The organism is Rhizobium sp. A37_96, from assembly GCF_053521765.1.
In genome coordinates, this window is record NZ_JBNWDS010000013.1 from 13228 (window position 1) to 30308 (window position 17081).

Below are 17081 nucleotides of genomic sequence, written 5' to 3' on the forward strand. Positions count from 1 at the left end.
GGGCCTAGCGCGACATCGCCTGTTCGGCGAGGCTCTGATTGACCGTGACGGTGTATTTGGACTGCAGCTGGCCGACCATCTGGTCGAGGATGTCGTCGCCGGCGGCATTGGCGATCTGTGCAACCTGCTGATCGTCGTTGTTCAGGGCATCGGTGGTCGGGTTGTCGTTGACATCGGTGACCTTGAGCAGAATCTGCGTCGTATCATCCGCGCCGACGGCATTGGCGACGGCATCGACCGGGCCGGAGAAGGTGGCGGCAATGCCGCCACGACCCAGAACCGGATCGTCGGTCGAGCGCATGATGCCGGTCTTGCTTTCGACGGCGATACCGAGCGGTGCGGCGATATCGGCAAGAGACTTGCCCTTCTGCGCATCCTGCTTCAGCTCTGCCGCCTTGGCGGCAAGCGCGATCTTCTGCTGTTCGGCGGTCCAGTCGGCGACGGCCTTTTCGCGCACTTCGGAGAGCGGGCGGTCATGATCGGGGGTGACGTTCGTGATGTCGAACCAAACGTAGCCGTCATTGCCGACCGTCAGAGGAGCGGGATTGCCGCCCTGATCTGCCTTGAAGACCTCCGGAAGCAACTGCTGGCGGGCGGGCAGATCCTTGATCTCATTGCCGTTCTGGTCGAGGCCGTTCGCATCGACCGCATCGACGGTGACGAGCTTCAGCTTGAGCTGTGCCGCGGCGTCCTGCAGCGAGACGCCCGAGCCGCGCAGATCCTCGAACTTGTCGTGGACGCTGGTGATTTCGTTCGCGGCGTTGCTGAGGGCAACCTGCTTGCGGATGTCTTCCTTGACCTCGTCGAAATTCTTTGCCGTTTCAGCCTTCACGTTGGTCACGCGCAGGATGACCGGGCCGAACGAGCCATCGACGACCGGGCTCGTGCCACCTTCCTTGGTAACGGCGAAGGCGGCGTCGGCAACGGTCTTGTCCGGAACCTGATCCTTGGCGAAGGTGCCGAGCAGCACGTCGGACGGCTTCTTGCCCTGGTCGGAAACGAGCTGGTCGAAAGTCGTGCCGGTCTTCAGCGCATCGGCGGCGGCGTTTGCGAGATCCTTGTTCGCAAAGGTCAGCTGCTCGATGGTGCGCGTTGCCGGCGTCGTGAAGCTGTCCTTGCGCTTGTCGAACTGGGCGCGCACTTCGTCGTCGGACACGCTCGCGGGATCGGCGAGATCCTCGGCCTGCAATTTGACATAGGCGAACTTGCGATATTCCGGAGCGCGATATTTCGACTTCACGCCATCGAACCACTTCTGCAGTACATCGTCGGCCGGGGCCTTGACGGGATCGATGTTGGCATTGGTGAGCAGCAGATAGTCGATGCTGCGGGTCTCGTCGTGATATTGCTTGACGGCATCGACCAAAACCTGCGGGGCGGCAAAGCCGTTGGAGACCGCCTCGACGATCTGGCCTCGGATCGCGACCTTGCTGCGCTCCTTGATGTAGTCGTCGGGCAATATGTTGCTGTTGCGCAGCAGCAGATCGAATTTCTGCCGGTCAAAAGAGCCGTTCGCTGCCTTGAAGGCCGGATCGTCACCGATCAGCTTGGCAAGGCGATCCTGGGAAAGGCCGAGATTCATGTCGGCGGCAAGCTGATCGAGCGAGGCGCCCGCGACCAGCTGCGCCACCGTCTGCTGGCCGATGCCGAAGGCACGCGCCTGCTCTGGGGTGATCTGCATGCGCAATTGCTGGCTGATCGCCTGAATCTGACGGCGATAGGCCAGACGGAATTCGTTGGTATCGATGTGCTGATCGCCAACCGTCACGACGGTATTGCTGCTGCCGCCGGTGATGAGGGACCGCTCTACGCCCCATACGCCAAAGGCTGCAGCAAGAAGAAGCAACAAACCCTTGGCAACCCAGGTCTGGGCGATTTTTCTCAGCACGTCGAACATCGGAAAGCAAACCTCGTCATCAACACGTCTCCGCCCGCAGGCGAAACAATCGGAGTTCCTTAGAACAATCCGAACCGGAATTGAAGAGCCAGTCGGGAAATCACCGGAGGGCAAGCGAGCGCTTCGGAACCTTTGACCGACGCGGGCGTTCTGACGTATAGAAAACAAAAGGAGCACACGATGGCAGAGACGACGAAATCAGCTTCCGCCCAATCTTCTTCTGCGCGAGCACAGACCGAAACGGCAATGGAGGACCTGGCCGCACAGGTGGCCGCGTTGCGCGAAGATCTTTCCAGGCTGTCGCAGAGCATGGCCGCCTTGGGGCAGGGAGCTAAATCCGTCGTCGCCGAGGAGGCCCAGGAGATCACGGAGCAGTTGCGCGAGAGAGTTCGCGAGGAGCCGATCTTCATGGTCGCGGCCGCAGCCGGCATCGGTTATCTCATTGGCCTTCTGAGTCGGCGCTAGCTTCACCGCGAACTCCCAAAGGGCGAGCGAGCCCTACCTATCCATCCATCTTGCAAGACTACCGAAAAGGCGCGGACGATTCGTTCGCGCCTTTTTCGATTGGCGGACGCTAGGAAAACGCCGGCTTGCGTTCTTTCCCGTGCGCCGCACGCCGCATCCCCAGGCCACTGCGACATCTTTACGACACCGCCTGCGACATCTTCGACTATCGCTATTTGTTGATCGTCTCCCCTCTTGTATCACATGGGCGCTTACTATAGGTAACAACAATTATAAGGTTGCTTATGAATAGCAGGCTTCTCATACAATGAGTTCGACACCCACCCTTGGTTTTCTCCTCCATGACGTTGCCCGGCTGCTTCGAAAGCGGTTCGAGCAGCGTGCGAAAGATTTGGGCCTGACGCGCTCGCAGTGGCAAACGCTCGCCTATCTCGCAAACAACGAAGGCATCCATCAGGCCGGCTTGGCGGAAATTCTGGAAATCGAGCCGATCACCCTGGTTCGTATCCTCGACAAGCTGAGCGACCGCGGCCTGGTGGAGCGCCGGCAGCATCCGAGCGATCGGCGAAGCTGGCTTCTCTACATGCGTGAAGAAGCCCGGCCTCTGATGGATACGATGCGCAACATCGGCGACCAGACACGCAAGGAAGCGCTCGAAGGAACCTCCCAGGAGGACAACGAGCACCTCTACGCATTGCTTACCCTTATGAAATCAAACCTGCTTAGCGCCTGCCGTTCGAAGGCAGTCGATAAAGAGATACAACATGGCTGACGCTTCCTCTCCGCTTCGCGTACCTGCGAACGCAAACTCTTCCGAACAAGATCAAGTAACTGTCGCCGAGGCCCCATCCTCCACCCCGGCGCCACAATCTTCAGCGGCCGCCGCAGCAACGCCAGTCGCGCCTCCCGAGACGCCGCGCAAGCGCCGCAATCTGACCCGATCGGTCCTTTTTGCGCTGCTTCCGGTCTCCCTCGTCATCGGCGGCTACTACTACGTCACCGGCGGGCAGATCATGTCGACGGACAACGCCTATATCCAGGCCGACATGGTCGGCGTCTCGACGGATGTTTCCGGCACGGTGATCTCGGTCGACGTGCATGAAAACGAAGTCGTGAAGAAAGGGCAGGCGCTCTTTCGGCTGAAGCCCGATTCGTTCCAGATCGCACTCGACGGCGCGAAGGCGCAGCTCGGCAACGCGAGGAACCAGATCCTGAACCTGCAGGCGAGCTATAAGCAAGCGCTGGCCGAAATCGCCCAGGCGCAGGCCGATATTCCCTATTACCAGACGGAACTCGAACGCCAGCAGAACCTGATCAACAGCTCCGTCGCTTCCAAGGCGGCGTACGACGAAGCCAAGCACAATCTCGAAGCCGCCCAGCAGAAGGTTTCCGTCGCACAGGCACAGGCCGCCGCCACGCTCGCTCAGTTGGGTGGGGACGGCACTGCCGATCTGCCGCCCGAACAGAACCCGCTCTACTTGCAAGCCAAGGCTGCGGTCGACAATGCCCAGCGCGAGCTTGACGACACGGTCGTCAAGGCACCATTCGACGGCATTACCGCCAATGTTCCCTCGCTGCAGGTCGGCGCTTATCTGACGGCTTCGCAGCCGGGCTTTTCGCTGGTTTCCACCACTCATATGTGGATCAACGCAAGCCCGAAGGAAACCGAGCTTACCTATGTGCGGCCTGGCCAGAAGGTCGATATCTCGGTCGACGCCTATCCGAACATGACCTGGAAAGGCACGGTCGCAAGCATCTCGCCCGCATCCGGCTCCAGCTTCTCGCTCCTGCCGGCACAGAATACCACCGGCAACTGGGTCAAGGTCGTCCAGCGCATACCGATGATCATCAACATCGACGACATGGAAGGCAAGCCTCCCTTGCGCATGGGGATGAGCGTCGTCGCTGGTGTCGACACTGGCCACGCCCGCGGCCTGCCGGACTTCATTACAAACCTGCTGGGCCATTCCCGCGGTCAGGACCATGAGTAACGCTACCTCCGCTTCGCCGTCGGCGCCTATCGCCAATCGTGGTGCGATCACCGCCTGCGTCATCCTGTCCGTGATCATGCAGGCGTTGGACACCACCATCGCCAACGTCGCGCTGCCACACATCCAGGGCGACGTTTCCGCCAGCGCCGACCAGATCAATTGGGTCCTGACGTCCTATATCGTCGCGGCGGCGATCATGACGCCGCCCTCCGGCTTCCTGTCGGCGAAGTTCGGCCGCAAGCGCGTGCTGCTGGTCGCGATCGCCGGATTCGTCGTCGCTTCCGTTCTGTGCGGGCTGTCGGAATCGCTCGTGCAGATCGTCGGCTTCCGCCTGCTGCAGGGCCTGTTCGGCGCCTCGCTCGTCCCGCTGTCGCAGGGCATTCTGCTCGATATCTACAATGTCGAGGAGCGCGGCCGCGCGATGGCGCTGTTCGGCGTCTCGGTCATGGTCGGTCCGGTGCTGGGGCCAGTGATCGGTGGCTGGCTCACCGACAATATCAGCTGGCGCTGGGTGTTCTACATCAACGTGCCGATCGGCGCGCTCGCCTTCTTCGGCATCGTCGTCTACGTGACGGAAACGAAGCTCGATGCGCTCGCCAAGCTCGACTGGTTCGGCTTCGGCATGCTCTCGATCGCCATTGCGGCGCTGCAGCTCTTCCTTGATCGCGGCGAACAGCTGGACTGGTTCTATTCGAGCGAAATCATCGTCGAGGCGCTCGTCTGCGTCTGCGCCTTCTATCTCTTCATCGTGCATATGTTCACGGCCGAGCGAAGTTTCGTCAATCCAAGGCTCTTCCTCGACCAGAACTTTGCCGTGAGCATATTGTTCATCTTCATCGTCGGCGTGACCTACCTGGCGTCGCTGGCACTGATGACGCCCTACCTGCAGACGCTGATGGGCTATCCGGTGGTGACCGCAGGCATCGTCATGGGGCCGCGCGGCCTCGGCACCATGTTCTGCATGTTCCTTGTGGGGCGCCTGATCGGCAAGGTGGATACGCGCTGGCTGCTGTTCATCGGCCTCGCGCTGACGGCATGGGCGATGTACGACATGACCGGCTGGACGCCCGACGTCTCGCAATGGACGCTGATCTCCGTCGGCTTCGTCCAGGGTGCTGGCCTTGGCTTCCTCTTCGTGCCGCTGACGACGATCGCCTTTGCGACGCTGCCGGCACAGATGCGCGGCGAGGGGACGGGCCTCTACAACCTCTCGCGCAATATCGGCTCCAGCGTCGGCATCTCGGTCGTTTCGATGTTGATCACGGAGAACACGCAGGTCAACCACGCCAACATCGCCGCCTACGTGACGCCGTTCAACCGTTATTTCGACATGACGGCCGCACAGGGCGTCAGTCCGATGACGGCGGTCGGCCGGGCCACGCTCGACGGCGTGATTACAACGCAGGCGACCATCATCGCCTATATGGACGACTTCAAGCTGCTGATGCTGATGTCGATCTTCGCCATGCCGCTGCTGATGCTCCTGCGCAAGCCGAAAGCTCCGCCGGCGGTCGACCACAGCGTTGCCATGGAATAGCCGCGCAGCCTTTCCAGTTTCACTGCGTGGCTCAATGGCCGCCGGGCGCCACCCCGGCGGTCTCTTTGTTTGTTCGACGGACACGCATCGCGATCTTTCCGCTTCACGTCCTGCGCTTCACCGCCCTCATTTCGCGCGACATTTTTTAGGGAAAGCGGCGGCTGACGAAACGCGAGCCGGCAGCCCCGAATCGCCAGAGCGGATCGATGTTCTTCGTGATGCCGATGCGCTTGCCTGCCACGATCGCGACCGGTTCGGCCCGGGAAATGGCAAACGGCGCGGCGTCCAGGGCACGGCCATTGAGGCTTATGTCGATAGCCAGCGCCTGCGAAAGCTTGCCCGGCCCGTTGCAAAGCGAGACGATATCGGCAAGGCCCCGCCGCCGGGTCATTTCCTCTATGCCATGTTCCGGCTCCAGCGCCCGGATAAGCACGGCGCTTGCATTCGCGCAGACGAAATTCAGGCACCAGTGAATGCCGTAGGACCGATAGATGTAGACATGCCCGGCCGGTCCGAACATGGCGGCGTTGCGCGGCGTCGGTCCGCGATAGGCGTGGGACGCCGCGTCGTCCGGCCGATAGGCCTCCGTCTCGACGATGCGGCCGCCGGCGCCTGCCACCATCAGCCGTGTGCCGATCAGATCGGAAGCGACGGTCACGGCATCGCGATCGAAGAAGGCTACAAGGGCAGGGCCGGCCATGGGTGAGGCGCCGAGAGACAGGGGAGGGTCGTCAGATGTCATGGGTGAACGCGATATCCGGGAGGGTTCACGCCGAACCTTTCACACAAAGGCCCGACACTTTGGAAAGTCCTTCATATAGATCATAGCCGCCGCGAATTCACATCACGTCAACAGCCTGGGCCTATTGATTTCACAGATCGAGCTTCGGTATCCGAAGAATAGCGCCCTCCGCCTTGTCGGAAGATCGATGGTGGGTAACGCCGCAATAAATCGGGGCCTTGCTACCACCCACTTTGACCTTCGGAAAAGACTTCGAGCGCGTCACAGGTTCATAATTGACAAAAACTAAGCTTATCTTATTACTAGGGTGCTTCAGTCAGATTTGACCCCTGACCTGGCGAAGGTGATCCGGCCGCTTCCAATCTGCCGGGTCACCTTATTTCCATCGGTTTGACCGTGCCGCACCGCGCGGATTGCCACCATCCTTCGATGCCCTCAATCTCCATGTCCATCGGATGCCAGGAATGCGAGGGAACGCCGCAGAACGAGTTGACGCGGCGACCAAAGCTGCTAAAAAGCCAGCCGTCGAGTGATTGGGTAAAATCGGTGGCCACAACCGGTCCCGAAAAATCAACGAATGTAGATTTTTCAGCCTTTTCAGTTACTTGGAAGAGTGTCCGAGTGGTTTAAGGAACCGGTCTTGAAAACCGGCGTGCGGGAAACCGTACCGTGGGTTCGAATCCCACCTCTTCCGCCAGTAGCCTTTCTCAACCTTTTGCCCTCCCATAAGTCCTGGCATGTCACAATCGGCATCCGCACCTTGTCATGTCCTTCGCAACGCCATTTTCGAAGGAGATGACAATGATCCGGCAGAGCATCGCAATCGTCTATCATAGCGGCTATGGGCACACGGGCCGTCAGGCGGAAGCCGTCAAAGCGGGGGTCGAGCAGGTCGACGGCGTGGAAGCCCTGTTGTTGGCCGTGGACAAGGTGGATCGTCACTGGAATGATCTCAATTCGGCGCAGGCGATCATCTTCGGGTCACCGACCTACATGGGGGCGGTCTCAGCACCCTTCAAAGCGTTCCAGGAGGCAACATCGAATGCCGTGCTCGCCAATGGCTATTTGTGGAAAGACAAGATCGCGGCCGGCTTCACAACCTCGGGGTCACGTTCCGGTGACAAGCTTTCGACGCTGATGCAGATGGTCGTCTTTGCCGCACAACACGGAATGCATTGGGTCGGCCTCGATCTGCCGCCGGCCAATTGCTCCTCGACCGGTTCCGAGGAAGACATGAACCGTCTCGGCTTCTGGCTGGGCGCCGGCGCTCAGGCCAACACCGACGAAGGCCCGGAAACCGCGCCGCCCGCCTCCGACCTCGCCACGGCCCGCTACCTCGGGCGACGTGTGGCGTTGACGACGCTGCAGTTCGTTCGCGGACGGCGGGCCGTTTCTCTCGAACATGCCATTGCAGCCTATGACTGAGATATTGTCCGATCCGATCTTCTCCGAACTGCGCCCACGCCTCGTCCGGCTCGCCTACAGGATGCTGGGGTCGGTGGCGGATGCGGAGGATATCGTGCAGGACGCTTGGCTCCGCTGGCTGGCGGCTGACCACACCTCCGTTCGCGAGCCGGCGGCGTTCCTGCGGACCATCGTGACGAGGCTTTGCCTGAACGAGCTGAAATCGGCCCGTCGTCGCCGGGAGGCCTATGTGGGGTCCTGGCTGCCCGAGCCGATCTTCGATCCGGAGGACGCCGACGCGGCCGACGACATAACCTTGCCGTTGATGATGGCGCTGGAGCGCCTTTCGCCTTTGGAGCGTGCCGCCTTTCTCCTGCATGACGTGTTCGGCATGGATTTCGACGATGTCTCCTCGGCGATCGGTCGCGAGGCGGCCGCTTGCCGCAAGCTTGCAAGCCGGGCGAGGGCGCATCTCGCCGAAGCCCGTCCGCGCTTTGCCGTCGGAAAGGAGCAGGGGCTCAAGCTTGCCACCGCCTTCTTTACCGCTTCGAGAACGGGAGACATGGCCGCTCTTCGCGCTCTGCTTTCCGAAGACGTGGTTGTCTATGCCGATGGCGGCGGCAAGGTGCCGACGTCGCTGCGGCCGCATGTGGGGCTTGCCGCCGCCATGCTGCTTCACGAGCAATTGGCCCGCGTTTTCCGCGCGCAGCCATCGCGGCTGATCCATTTTGCCGTCATCGATGGCTTGCCGGGCTTTGTGACGATAGAAGGCGGCAACGTCGCGCAGACGACCGCGCTGCACATAGAGCAGGAAAAGGTCATTGCCATCTATTGCACGCGCAACCCGGACAAGCTGCGGCACGTTATCGGCACCATCCCTCACTGAAGGTTCACGACGCGAATAGCGAGAGGCGCAACCGAAATACTGATGCATCTCGAGACAAGCGGCGGAATGAGCTGCCTCAAAACGACCCGTAGCAATGCAAATGCAATGGTAGTTCGATCGTGTCTGTCACGATCCGGAACGGCTGACGCCGATCAAGAGACGAACCGTACTCGAGCGGGCGCAAAGCCATCGCGAGGACTTCAGGTCTGCAGCGCTTTACCATGCATTAACCATGATCTTCAGAATTTCTTCGGTGCGTTCAATTTGCATCGCAAAATCGACAAACTGTAATCATGATTAAAGCACCATTAGGTGATTGGAGCGTAGCAGGATACCGGAACAAAAGGGATGTACCGGTAGCAGACTTCCGCCAGAGTAATGAGTAGCGGCTTGGGACAGATGAAAATCGAAAATCGTGCGATGACATACGCAACGGGTATGCGTTGGTTTGCTCTCTCACTGATGTGCGCAACCATCACTGCCTGCGGGACGTCTCAGAAGGTTGCTTCGACGCGCCAGCACGGCAAGGAATACTTCTCCGAGAAGGAATACGGCGTCAAGGCGAGCCCGCGCGTCGTCAACAACGGCCCCGTGCCAAAGGGCGGCGGCCGCTTCATGGTCGGCAACCCCTACCAGGTGAAGGGCAAGTGGTACTACCCCAAGGAAGATTACTCCTACAACAAGGTCGGCATCGCTTCCTGGTACGGCTCGGCATTCCACGGCCGCCTGACAGCCAACGGTGAAGTCTACGACCAGCAGGCCTTGACCGCCGCCCATCCGACCTTTCCGCTGCCGAGCTATGCGCGCGTCACCAATGTCGAGACCGGCTCCTCCATCATCGTTCGCGTCAACGATCGCGGCCCCTATCACCCCGGCCGCATCATCGACCTTTCCAACAAGACGGCGCAGATGCTCGATCTCCAGCACAGCGGCACCGGCGATGTGCGCGTGCAGTATGTCGGCCGCGCCCGTATGGACGGTCATGACGACCCATATCTGATGGCATCCTACATTCCGAAGGGTTCGCGTCTGCCCAGTATCAATCCGGGCGGCCAGATCGCTACCGGCGTCATGGTTGCTTCGGCAGGCCGGATGACCGCGGATCAATTGCCCGACTCCGACAACACGCTCCGTGTGAACCGCCAGCAGCGCAGCTACGATGCCATGCCTGCGATCGCACCCATTCCGCGCCAGTCGCCTTACTCCGCCACGGCTTTCGCCGGATCGACGCCGGATGCCGGCTTCAATGGCGGCAAGCGCAACAACCCGCCTCCCATGGAGTGGAACGGCGGCGCCATGCCGGCCGCCCAGTCCGGGGACCCGACCATGGTCGTGCTCCCGCGGATCGGCCCGATCCCCTACGAACGGCCGGACGTCTCGCGACGCCTTGCGAGCCTGAAGGACCAATCCCTGGGCTCGACCGTTGCCGCCTACCAGGACGCGCCCGCCAAGACCGTCTATGTCGATCTCGCTTTCGATGCCGTCATGGTGCGCAACGATGGGCTCACGCAGGAATCGATTCTTTCGTCCTATCGCCGCCAGCATCAAGGCGCGACGCAGACGGATTGATCATCCGTCATTGCCTGAATCTTAACCCGTCACTAAAATAATCGTGCCGGTGATCGGATGAAGGGGACGACATGCCAAAGCGCTTGATTCTTTTGTTCCTTTTTCTCCTCGGGGTAGGGAATGCAGCGGCCTTTGCGCAGCCCGCCACGCCAGGCGCTTTCGATACGAAAGCTGCGCAGGCCTTCATGATCGAGGCTTCGACCGGCACCATCCTGCTTGCTAAGAACGAGGATCAGCAGTTTTCGCCGGCGTCGCTCGCGAAGCTGATGACGCTCGATGTCGTCTTCGACGCGATCGGGCGGGGGGAGATCAACCTCGATACCGAATATCCCGTCTCGGAAAACGCCTGGCGGACCGGCGGCGCCCCCTCGCGCTCGTCGACGATGTTCGCCGCGTTGAAATCGCGCATACGCGTCGGCGACCTGATCCAGGGTGTCGCCATACAGCAGGCGAATGATGGCTGCATCGTTCTGGCGGAAGGCATTTCCGTCAACGAAGGAGAGTTTGCGCGGCGCATGACGGCGCGCGCGCGCGAGATCGGCATGTCGCATGCGACCTTCACCAATTCCACGGGCCTGCCCGACGCCAGCGACCCTGCCGGCGGTGGCAAGGTTTCAGCGCGGGAGATGGTCATGCTTGCGCAGGACCTGCAGGAGAAGCACCCGGATCTCTACAAGTATTTCGGGCAGGCCGACTTTACCTGGAACAAGATCTATCAGCGTAACAAGAACCCGATGCTTTTGCTCAATATCGGCGTGGACGGCCTGGGGCTCGGCTTTGCCGAAGGCGAGGGCTTTTCGATCGTCGCCTCCATCCAGCGTGACGGCCGCCGGCTGTTCCTGGCGCTCGGCGGCCTGAAAAGCGACAAGGATCGCATAGAAGAGACCAGGCGCGTGCTCGAATGGGGTCTCAGCAACTTCAAGAGCCAGCGCATTTTCGCCGATAGCGAGGTCATCGGCGATGCCAGCGTCTATGGCGGCGCCGCCTCCACGGTCGGTCTGCAGGCGAAGATACCCGTCGACGTCTACGTTCCGGTCGAAACGCCGGATCGGCTGTCGGCACGCATCGTTTATCGCTGGCCCCTGACCGCACCCGTGGCGGCAGGTTACGAAGCCGGAACTCTCCGCGTATTCCTGGGTGCCCGGCTGGTTCGAGAGCTGCCGCTCTACACGAAGGAATCGGTCGCGCAAGGCACGCTCGGCCGTCGCGCTTTCGACGCCTTCATGGAACTGACCGAGTCCCTGCTGTTCTCCTGGCTATGGGACAAGCCTTTGCCGACCTGATCGCGTTGCCGCCTCGCGAAATGCATGTTCCCACCCCATATTGAATAGCGGACACCGAGACATCTACGGTTCCACCTGGACATGTCTTGGGTTAAACAAGATGCGTATCGCGTACCAACCGGATGGCACGCGAAAAGTGCAGGACATGATCATTGGCTGATGCAAACGGATTATTCGTAAGCTTCGAAGGCGGCGAAGGGGCGGGCAAATCCACCCAGATCCGCCGGTTGGCTGAAAGGTTGCGCGAGCGTGGCCATGAGGTTCTGGTGACGCGCGAACCCGGCGGCTCGCTGGGTGCCGAGGCGGTGCGGCACGTCCTGCTTTCCGGCGCGGCGGAAGTGTTCGGCACGCGCATGGAGGCCATTCTCTTCGCAGCCGCCCGCAACGATCACGTCGAGGAAGTCATTCGCCCGGCGCTGGCGCGCGGCATAGTCGTGCTGTGTGACCGCTTCATGGATTCCTCGCGCGTCTATCAGGGCGTCACTGGCAACCTCGAATCTGATTATATCGAGGCCTTGCAAAGGGTTGCCGTCAACGGCGTCGTGCCGGACTGCACGCTGATCCTCGACATTCCGGCCGAAGTGGGCCTGGAACGTGCTCGCAAACGCGCTTCCGCCGCAGCCGCGCCCGATCGCTTCGAGAAGGAAGAAGTGCAGACCCACGAGAAGCGCCGCGAGGCCTTCCTCGATATCGCCGCTCGCGAGCCGGCTCGCTGCCACATCATCGACGCGCAACAGTCCGAAGACGATATCGCGACTGAGATAGCCGGGATCGTCGACAAGAGGCTGGGCGCCGCCGAGACAGCCGCAAGATCGGAAGCGGCGCAATGAGCGACGAACGGCCGGGCGTTCTCGACGGCGCAATTCCCCCGCAGGACAATACGAAGCTCTTCGGCCACGAAGAGGCGGAAGCCTTCCTCGCGCAGTCCTACCGCTCCGGCAAGGGGCATCATGCCATGCTCATCGAAGGGCCTGAGGGCATCGGCAAGGCGACACTTGCCTTTCGTTTCGCCAATCATGTCCTGTCCCATCCCGATCCGGCATCGGCGCCGGAGACGATCGGCGATCCGGATCCGGCATCCGTCGTCAGCCGGCAGATTTCCGGCGGGGCGTCCCACAATCTTCTGCACCTGAGCCGCCCCGTCGATGACAAGACGGGCAAGGTGAAATCTGCGATCACCGTGGACGAGGTGCGCCGCGCCGGGAAATTCTTTTCGCAGACGTCGGGCACGGGCAATTGGCGGATCGTCATCATCGATCCCGCCGACGATCTCAACCGTAGTGCTGCCAACGCCATCCTGAAAATACTCGAGGAACCGCCAAAACGCGCCCTGTTCCTGGTTCTGTCGCATGCGCCGGGCCGGCTTCTGCCGACGATCCGCTCGCGCTGCCTGCCGTTGAGGCTCGCGCCGCTCGGAGACGATGCCCTGCGCATGGCGCTCGAAAATCTGGGCGTACCGGCCGGGCAGGGGGGCGAATTGCTCTCCGCAGCCAAGGGCAGCGTCAGCGAGGCGCTGAAGCTTTTGAATTATGGCGGCGGCGAAATCATCGAGGCCTACCGGCAGGTGCTTTCGGCCGATGGCCCCGCTGCGCGCAAGGCGATGCACCGGCTCGCCGACGCGCTGTCCGCCAAGGACAGCGAAACGATCTTCGGCTTCTTCCTTTCGCATATCGGCGACGACATCATCGAGCGCGCCCGCGCTGCAGCACTTGGCGGCTCCATCGCCACGGCAGAGAGGCTGGCCCGTCTGCACTCCGAGACCACGGAACGGCTGAACGTGTCCCAAGCCTACAATCTCGATCGCAAGCAGACGCTGATCACCATCCTGGGCGAACTCAAGCAGCAGATTTCGGCATAGGTCGATCATCCAATTTCCCGGGAAAGCGTTAGGGGCATTCCCGGAATTGCGCTCAGGGAAAGATCAGCTTCCAGGCGACAATGGCCAGCGTGACAGCCAGAATGATGCGAACGGACCGCTCATGCAGACGCGGCGCCAGCAGGCTGCCGGCAACAATGCCTGGGATAGAGCCCACCAGCAGGGCGAACAGCATCGTCCAGTTGATTTCGCCGATGAACCAATAGCCCATGCCGCCGATCAGGGTCAGCGGCACGGCATGGACGATGTCCGAACCGACGATTTCGCGGACGTCCGTCTGCGGATAGAGTACCAGCAGCACGGTCACGCCGAGCGCGCCGGCGCCCACGGATGTCATCGTGACGAGAATGCCGAGCACGAGGCCGAGGACGACGGTGAAGAGCGCGATGCTGCGCGCCGATAGCGTTCCACGCTCACCGCGCCATTTGCGGATGGCTTCCAGGATCTGGCCGCGGAATATCAGCATGAGCGCCGTCAGAAGCAGAAGACAGCCCAGAGACAGGGTAATGGCATGGGCAACGGCGGGGCTCTCGCGATTGACGCCAGCCATGATCCAGAGCATCGCGAGCGCCGCGGGAACACTGCCGGAGGCCAGAAGGCTGACGACCTTCCAGTTGACGCGCCCATGGATGCCGTGAACAGCCGTGCCGGCCGTCTTGGTAATCGCTGCGTAGAGCAGGTCGGTGCCAACCGCCGTCGCCGGATGCACACCGAAAAGAAGCACGAGCAGGGGCGTCATCAGGGAGCCGCCGCCGACACCCGTTATGCCGACCAACATGCCGACGAAAAAGCCGGAAAAGGAATAAAGCGGCTGGAAGGAATCGACCAAACTCAAATTCACGGCCCCTTGAAGCCGTTGGCCGAACCAATACATAAATCAATGAAATTCACGGCCATGCGTGTCCTGCGTTCCACTCTCTTGAAGGGGTAAAGGCGAGGCGGGAGCGAGTCAAGCAAAGCACCCTGCCGAAGTTCCGATTGCTGCGGGCGCGAAACTTGGTGTTTCGCTCCCGGCAAACATGCGCTAAAGCGAGCGGTGCAAGAAAAACAGAGACGCAACAGTAAAAGCGGACACTGCCCGACATGACCGAAAAAACCCCGTTCTACATCACCACCGCGATCGCCTATCCCAATGGCAAGCCGCATATCGGGCATGCCTATGAGCTGATCGCCACCGACGCGCTGGCGCGCTTCCAGCGCCTCGACGGCCGGGACGTCTTCTTCCTGACGGGTACGGACGAGCACGGGCAGAAGATGCAGCAGACGGCGCGGGCCGAAGGCATAGAACCGCAATTGCTTGCCAACCGCAATTCCGATGAATTCCAGGCGATGGGCAAGCTGCTGAACGCGTCGAACGACGACTTCATCCGCACGACGCAGCCGCGCCATCACGAGACCTCGCAGAACATCTGGAACCTGATGGCCGACGCCGGCGACATCTACAAGGATTCCTATGCAGGCTGGTATTCGGTGCGCGACGAAGCCTACTACCAGGAAAACGAGACCGAGCTGCGCGCCGATGGCGTGCGCTACGGGCCGCAGGGCACGCCGGTCGAGTGGGTGCAGGAGGAAAGCTATTTCTTCAAGCTCTCCGAATATCAGGACCGGCTGCTGAAGCACTATGAGGAAAATCCGGATTTCATCGGTCCGGCCGAGCGCCGCAACGAAGTCATTTCCTTCGTGAAATCGGGCCTCAAGGATCTGTCGATCTCACGCACGACTTTCGACTGGGGCATCAAGGTGCCGAACGATCCCGCGCACGTCATGTATGTCTGGGTCGACGCGCTGACGAACTACATCACGGCGACCGGCTACATCGAGGACCGCAACAATCCGCGGGCTAAATATTGGCCGGCCGACTTGCACGTGATCGGCAAGGATATCATCCGCTTCCACGCGGTTTACTGGCCCGCCTTCCTGATGTCGGCGAAGCTGCCGCTGCCGAAGCGCGTCTATGCTCACGGCTTCCTGCTCAACAAGGGCGAGAAGATGTCGAAGTCGCTCGGCAACGTCGTCGATCCGGTCAACCTCGTGAACCATTTCGGCCTCGACCAGGTGCGCTATTTCTTCCTGCGCGAAGTCTCCTTCGGCCAGGATGGCAGCTACAGCGAAGAGGCGATCGGCACGCGCATCAACTCCGATCTCGCCAACGGCATCGGCAATCTCGCCAGCCGCTCGCTGTCGATGATCGTCAAGAACTGCGACGGCAAGATCCCGGAATGCGGCCCGCTGACGGACGAGGACAAGGCGCTGCTCGCGCAGGCCGACGCCTTGCTGGCCTCGACCCGCGACGACATGAACAAACAGCTGATCCATCGCGCGCTGGCCTCCATCATCGCCGTGGTCTCCGAGACGGACCGCTATTTCGCGAGCCAGGAGCCCTGGGCGCTGAAGAAGACCGATCCGGCCCGTATGGCGACCGTGCTTTACGTCACGGCCGACGTCGTGCGCCAGATCAGCATTCTGCTGCAGCCCTTCATGCCGGAATCCTCGGGCAAGCTGCTGGATCTCATTGCCATTCCGGCCGACAAGCGCGATTTCGCGGCGCTGGGCGAGGCAGGTCGCCTCGTAGCCGGAACGCCGCTGGAAGCACCGAAGCCGGTCTTCCCGCGCTACGTTGCGCCGACTGTCGAATAAGGTTTTCCATGCTGATAGATACGCATTGCCACCTGGATTTTGCCGACTTCGAGGAAGAGCGCGACGCGATCGTCGCCCGCGCCCACGAGATGGGCGTCAAGCAGATGGTCACCATCTCGACCAAGGTCAGGAAGCTTGATGGATTGCTCGCGCTTACCAAGCGCTATCCATCGGTATTCTGTTCGGTCGGCACGCATCCGAACAGCGCCGACCAGGAGCTGGATATCCAGACGGAAGATCTGGTGCGGCTGGCAAACCAGCATGAGAAGATCGTGGCGATCGGCGAGGCGGGTCTCGACTACTTCTACGATACCGTCAAGCCGGAAGACCAGAAGACCGGCTTCCTGCGCCATATCGCTGCCGCGCGCGAGACAAAGCTGCCGCTCGTCATTCACAGCCGCAGCGCCGATGAGGACATGGCAGCGATCCTGACGGAAGAAACGGGGAAGGGGGCATTCCCCTTTATTCTCCACTGCTTCTCCGCCGGCCCTGCCCTTGCCCGCACCGGCGTCGACCTCGGCGGCTATATTTCCTTTTCCGGCATCCTGACCTTCCCGAAGTCGGAGGAGCTGCGCGAGATCGCCAAGACGATCCCGCACGACCGGCTGCTGGTCGAGACCGACGCGCCATATCTTGCGCCGAAGCGCTGGCGCGGCAAGCGCAACGAACCGTCCTACGTCGTCAACACCGCCGAGGTGCTGGCCGATACGATCGGCGTCAGCATGGCGGAAATTGCCGAAATCACCACGGCGAACGCTTTCCGCTGCTTTTCCAAGATGACGAGGGTCTGACGT

The 17081-nt window shown here is 61.2% G+C and carries 15 protein-coding genes and 1 tRNA gene; 13 read left to right on the forward strand and 3 right to left on the reverse strand.

Going from position 1 to position 17081, the window contains the following annotated elements; all coding sequences use genetic code 11:
* Positions 1 to 4: 4 nt before the first annotated feature.
* Positions 5 to 1897 (reverse strand): peptidylprolyl isomerase, encoded by a 1893-nt coding sequence (locus ACQZ6J_RS25360; RefSeq protein WP_163985761.1) that lies wholly within the window; start codon positions 1895 to 1897, stop codon positions 5 to 7.
* Positions 1898 to 2077: 180 nt separating this feature from the next.
* On the opposite strand from ACQZ6J_RS25360, the gene ACQZ6J_RS25365 reads away from it, so the two are divergent.
* The 4 genes from ACQZ6J_RS25365 to ACQZ6J_RS25380 all read left to right on the forward strand — a co-directional run bounded on the left by ACQZ6J_RS25365 (position 2078) and on the right by ACQZ6J_RS25380 (position 5890).
* Positions 2078 to 2362, forward strand: coding sequence for a hypothetical protein (locus ACQZ6J_RS25365; protein WP_163985762.1), 285 nt, complete (start codon positions 2078 to 2080; stop codon positions 2360 to 2362).
* Between the two features lie 307 nt (positions 2363 to 2669).
* The gene (locus ACQZ6J_RS25370; RefSeq protein ID WP_163985763.1) at positions 2670 to 3134 is read left to right on the forward strand and encodes a MarR family winged helix-turn-helix transcriptional regulator; all 465 of its coding nucleotides are present in this window, start codon (positions 2670 to 2672) and stop codon (positions 3132 to 3134) included.
* Positions 3127 to 4353 carry an HlyD family secretion protein gene (locus ACQZ6J_RS25375; protein ID WP_449086157.1) on the forward strand — a complete coding sequence of 409 codons (1227 nt, stop codon included), beginning with the start codon at positions 3127 to 3129 and terminating at the stop codon, positions 4351 to 4353. Before ACQZ6J_RS25370 ends, ACQZ6J_RS25375 begins: the two co-directional genes overlap by 8 nt.
* Positions 4346 to 5890 carry a DHA2 family efflux MFS transporter permease subunit gene (locus ACQZ6J_RS25380; RefSeq protein ID WP_449086158.1) on the forward strand — a complete coding sequence of 515 codons (1545 nt, stop codon included), beginning with the start codon at positions 4346 to 4348 and terminating at the stop codon, positions 5888 to 5890. Before ACQZ6J_RS25375 ends, ACQZ6J_RS25380 begins: the two co-directional genes overlap by 8 nt.
* Before the next feature lie 145 nt (positions 5891 to 6035).
* On the opposite strand, the gene ACQZ6J_RS25385 is transcribed toward ACQZ6J_RS25380, so the two are convergent.
* A complete protein-coding gene (locus ACQZ6J_RS25385; protein WP_449086159.1) occupies positions 6036 to 6632 on the reverse strand; it encodes a DNA-3-methyladenine glycosylase in 597 nt (198 codons plus the stop codon).
* Positions 6633 to 7239: 607 nt separating this feature from the next.
* Between ACQZ6J_RS25385 and ACQZ6J_RS25390 the strand changes: the two genes are divergently transcribed.
* The 7 genes from ACQZ6J_RS25390 to ACQZ6J_RS25420 all read left to right on the forward strand — a co-directional run bounded on the left by ACQZ6J_RS25390 (position 7240) and on the right by ACQZ6J_RS25420 (position 13632).
* Positions 7240 to 7329, forward strand: a tRNA-Ser gene (locus ACQZ6J_RS25390).
* Between the two features lie 104 nt (positions 7330 to 7433).
* A complete protein-coding gene (locus ACQZ6J_RS25395) occupies positions 7434 to 8057 on the forward strand; it encodes a flavodoxin family protein (protein ID WP_449086160.1) in 624 nt (207 codons plus the stop codon).
* Entirely contained in the window at positions 8050 to 8922 is an 873-nt protein-coding gene (locus ACQZ6J_RS25400) for a sigma-70 family RNA polymerase sigma factor (RefSeq protein ID WP_449086161.1), read from the forward strand. The genes ACQZ6J_RS25395 and ACQZ6J_RS25400 overlap by 8 nt, the downstream gene beginning before the upstream one ends.
* Positions 8923 to 9321: 399 nt before the next feature.
* The gene (locus ACQZ6J_RS25405; protein WP_163985769.1) at positions 9322 to 10491 is read left to right on the forward strand and encodes a septal ring lytic transglycosylase RlpA family protein; all 1170 of its coding nucleotides are present in this window, start codon (positions 9322 to 9324) and stop codon (positions 10489 to 10491) included.
* 71 nt (positions 10492 to 10562) lie between these two features.
* Positions 10563 to 11774, forward strand: a complete 1212-nt coding sequence (locus tag ACQZ6J_RS25410; protein ID WP_449086162.1) for a D-alanyl-D-alanine carboxypeptidase family protein — start codon at positions 10563 to 10565, stop codon at positions 11772 to 11774.
* A gap of 152 nt (positions 11775 to 11926) precedes the next feature.
* The gene (tmk, locus tag ACQZ6J_RS25415; RefSeq protein WP_449086163.1) at positions 11927 to 12604 is read left to right on the forward strand and encodes a dTMP kinase; all 678 of its coding nucleotides are present in this window, start codon (positions 11927 to 11929) and stop codon (positions 12602 to 12604) included.
* Positions 12601 to 13632, forward strand: a complete 1032-nt coding sequence (locus tag ACQZ6J_RS25420) for a DNA polymerase III subunit delta' (protein WP_449086164.1) — start codon at positions 12601 to 12603, stop codon at positions 13630 to 13632. Before tmk ends, ACQZ6J_RS25420 begins: the two co-directional genes overlap by 4 nt.
* Before the next feature lie 52 nt (positions 13633 to 13684).
* Here ACQZ6J_RS25420 and ACQZ6J_RS25425 read toward each other — a convergent pair whose 3' ends face one another.
* Positions 13685 to 14524 carry a sulfite exporter TauE/SafE family protein gene (locus tag ACQZ6J_RS25425; RefSeq protein WP_204326308.1) on the reverse strand — a complete coding sequence of 280 codons (840 nt, stop codon included), beginning with the start codon at positions 14522 to 14524 and terminating at the stop codon, positions 13685 to 13687.
* Between the two features lie 209 nt (positions 14525 to 14733).
* Here ACQZ6J_RS25425 and metG point away from each other — a divergent pair, with 209 nt between their 5' ends.
* The gene (gene metG / locus ACQZ6J_RS25430; protein WP_449086165.1) at positions 14734 to 16287 is read left to right on the forward strand and encodes a methionine--tRNA ligase; all 1554 of its coding nucleotides are present in this window, start codon (positions 14734 to 14736) and stop codon (positions 16285 to 16287) included.
* Between the two features lie 8 nt (positions 16288 to 16295).
* Positions 16296 to 17078, forward strand: a complete 783-nt coding sequence (locus ACQZ6J_RS25435) for a TatD family hydrolase (protein ID WP_449086166.1) — start codon at positions 16296 to 16298, stop codon at positions 17076 to 17078.
* Positions 17079 to 17081: the final 3 nt, after the last annotated feature.

Excerpts from the sequence above, each read along its gene's own strand:
- ACQZ6J_RS25420 (WP_449086164.1), top strand. The coding sequence starts at position 12,601 with ATGAGCGACGAACGGCCGGGCGTTCTCGACGGCGCAATTCCCCCGCAG.
- ACQZ6J_RS25370 (WP_163985763.1), top strand. The coding sequence starts at position 2,670 with ATGAGTTCGACACCCACCCTTGGTTTTCTCCTCCATGACGTTGCCCGG.
- ACQZ6J_RS25380 (WP_449086158.1), top strand. The coding sequence starts at position 4,346 with ATGAGTAACGCTACCTCCGCTTCGCCGTCGGCGCCTATCGCCAATCGT.
- ACQZ6J_RS25395 (WP_449086160.1), top strand. The coding sequence starts at position 7,434 with ATGATCCGGCAGAGCATCGCAATCGTCTATCATAGCGGCTATGGGCAC.
- ACQZ6J_RS25435 (WP_449086166.1), top strand. The coding sequence starts at position 16,296 with ATGCTGATAGATACGCATTGCCACCTGGATTTTGCCGACTTCGAGGAA.
- metG (WP_449086165.1), top strand. The coding sequence starts at position 14,734 with ATGACCGAAAAAACCCCGTTCTACATCACCACCGCGATCGCCTATCCC.
- ACQZ6J_RS25425 (WP_204326308.1), bottom strand. The coding sequence starts at position 14,524 with ATGTATTGGTTCGGCCAACGGCTTCAAGGGGCCGTGAATTTGAGTTTG.
- ACQZ6J_RS25405 (WP_163985769.1), top strand. The coding sequence starts at position 9,322 with ATGAAAATCGAAAATCGTGCGATGACATACGCAACGGGTATGCGTTGG.
- ACQZ6J_RS25375 (WP_449086157.1), top strand. The coding sequence starts at position 3,127 with ATGGCTGACGCTTCCTCTCCGCTTCGCGTACCTGCGAACGCAAACTCT.
- ACQZ6J_RS25385 (WP_449086159.1), bottom strand. The coding sequence starts at position 6,632 with ATGACATCTGACGACCCTCCCCTGTCTCTCGGCGCCTCACCCATGGCC.
- ACQZ6J_RS25410 (WP_449086162.1), top strand. The coding sequence starts at position 10,563 with ATGCCAAAGCGCTTGATTCTTTTGTTCCTTTTTCTCCTCGGGGTAGGG.
- ACQZ6J_RS25365 (WP_163985762.1), top strand. The coding sequence starts at position 2,078 with ATGGCAGAGACGACGAAATCAGCTTCCGCCCAATCTTCTTCTGCGCGA.
- ACQZ6J_RS25360 (WP_163985761.1), bottom strand. The coding sequence starts at position 1,897 with ATGTTCGACGTGCTGAGAAAAATCGCCCAGACCTGGGTTGCCAAGGGT.
- ACQZ6J_RS25400 (WP_449086161.1), top strand. The coding sequence starts at position 8,050 with ATGACTGAGATATTGTCCGATCCGATCTTCTCCGAACTGCGCCCACGC.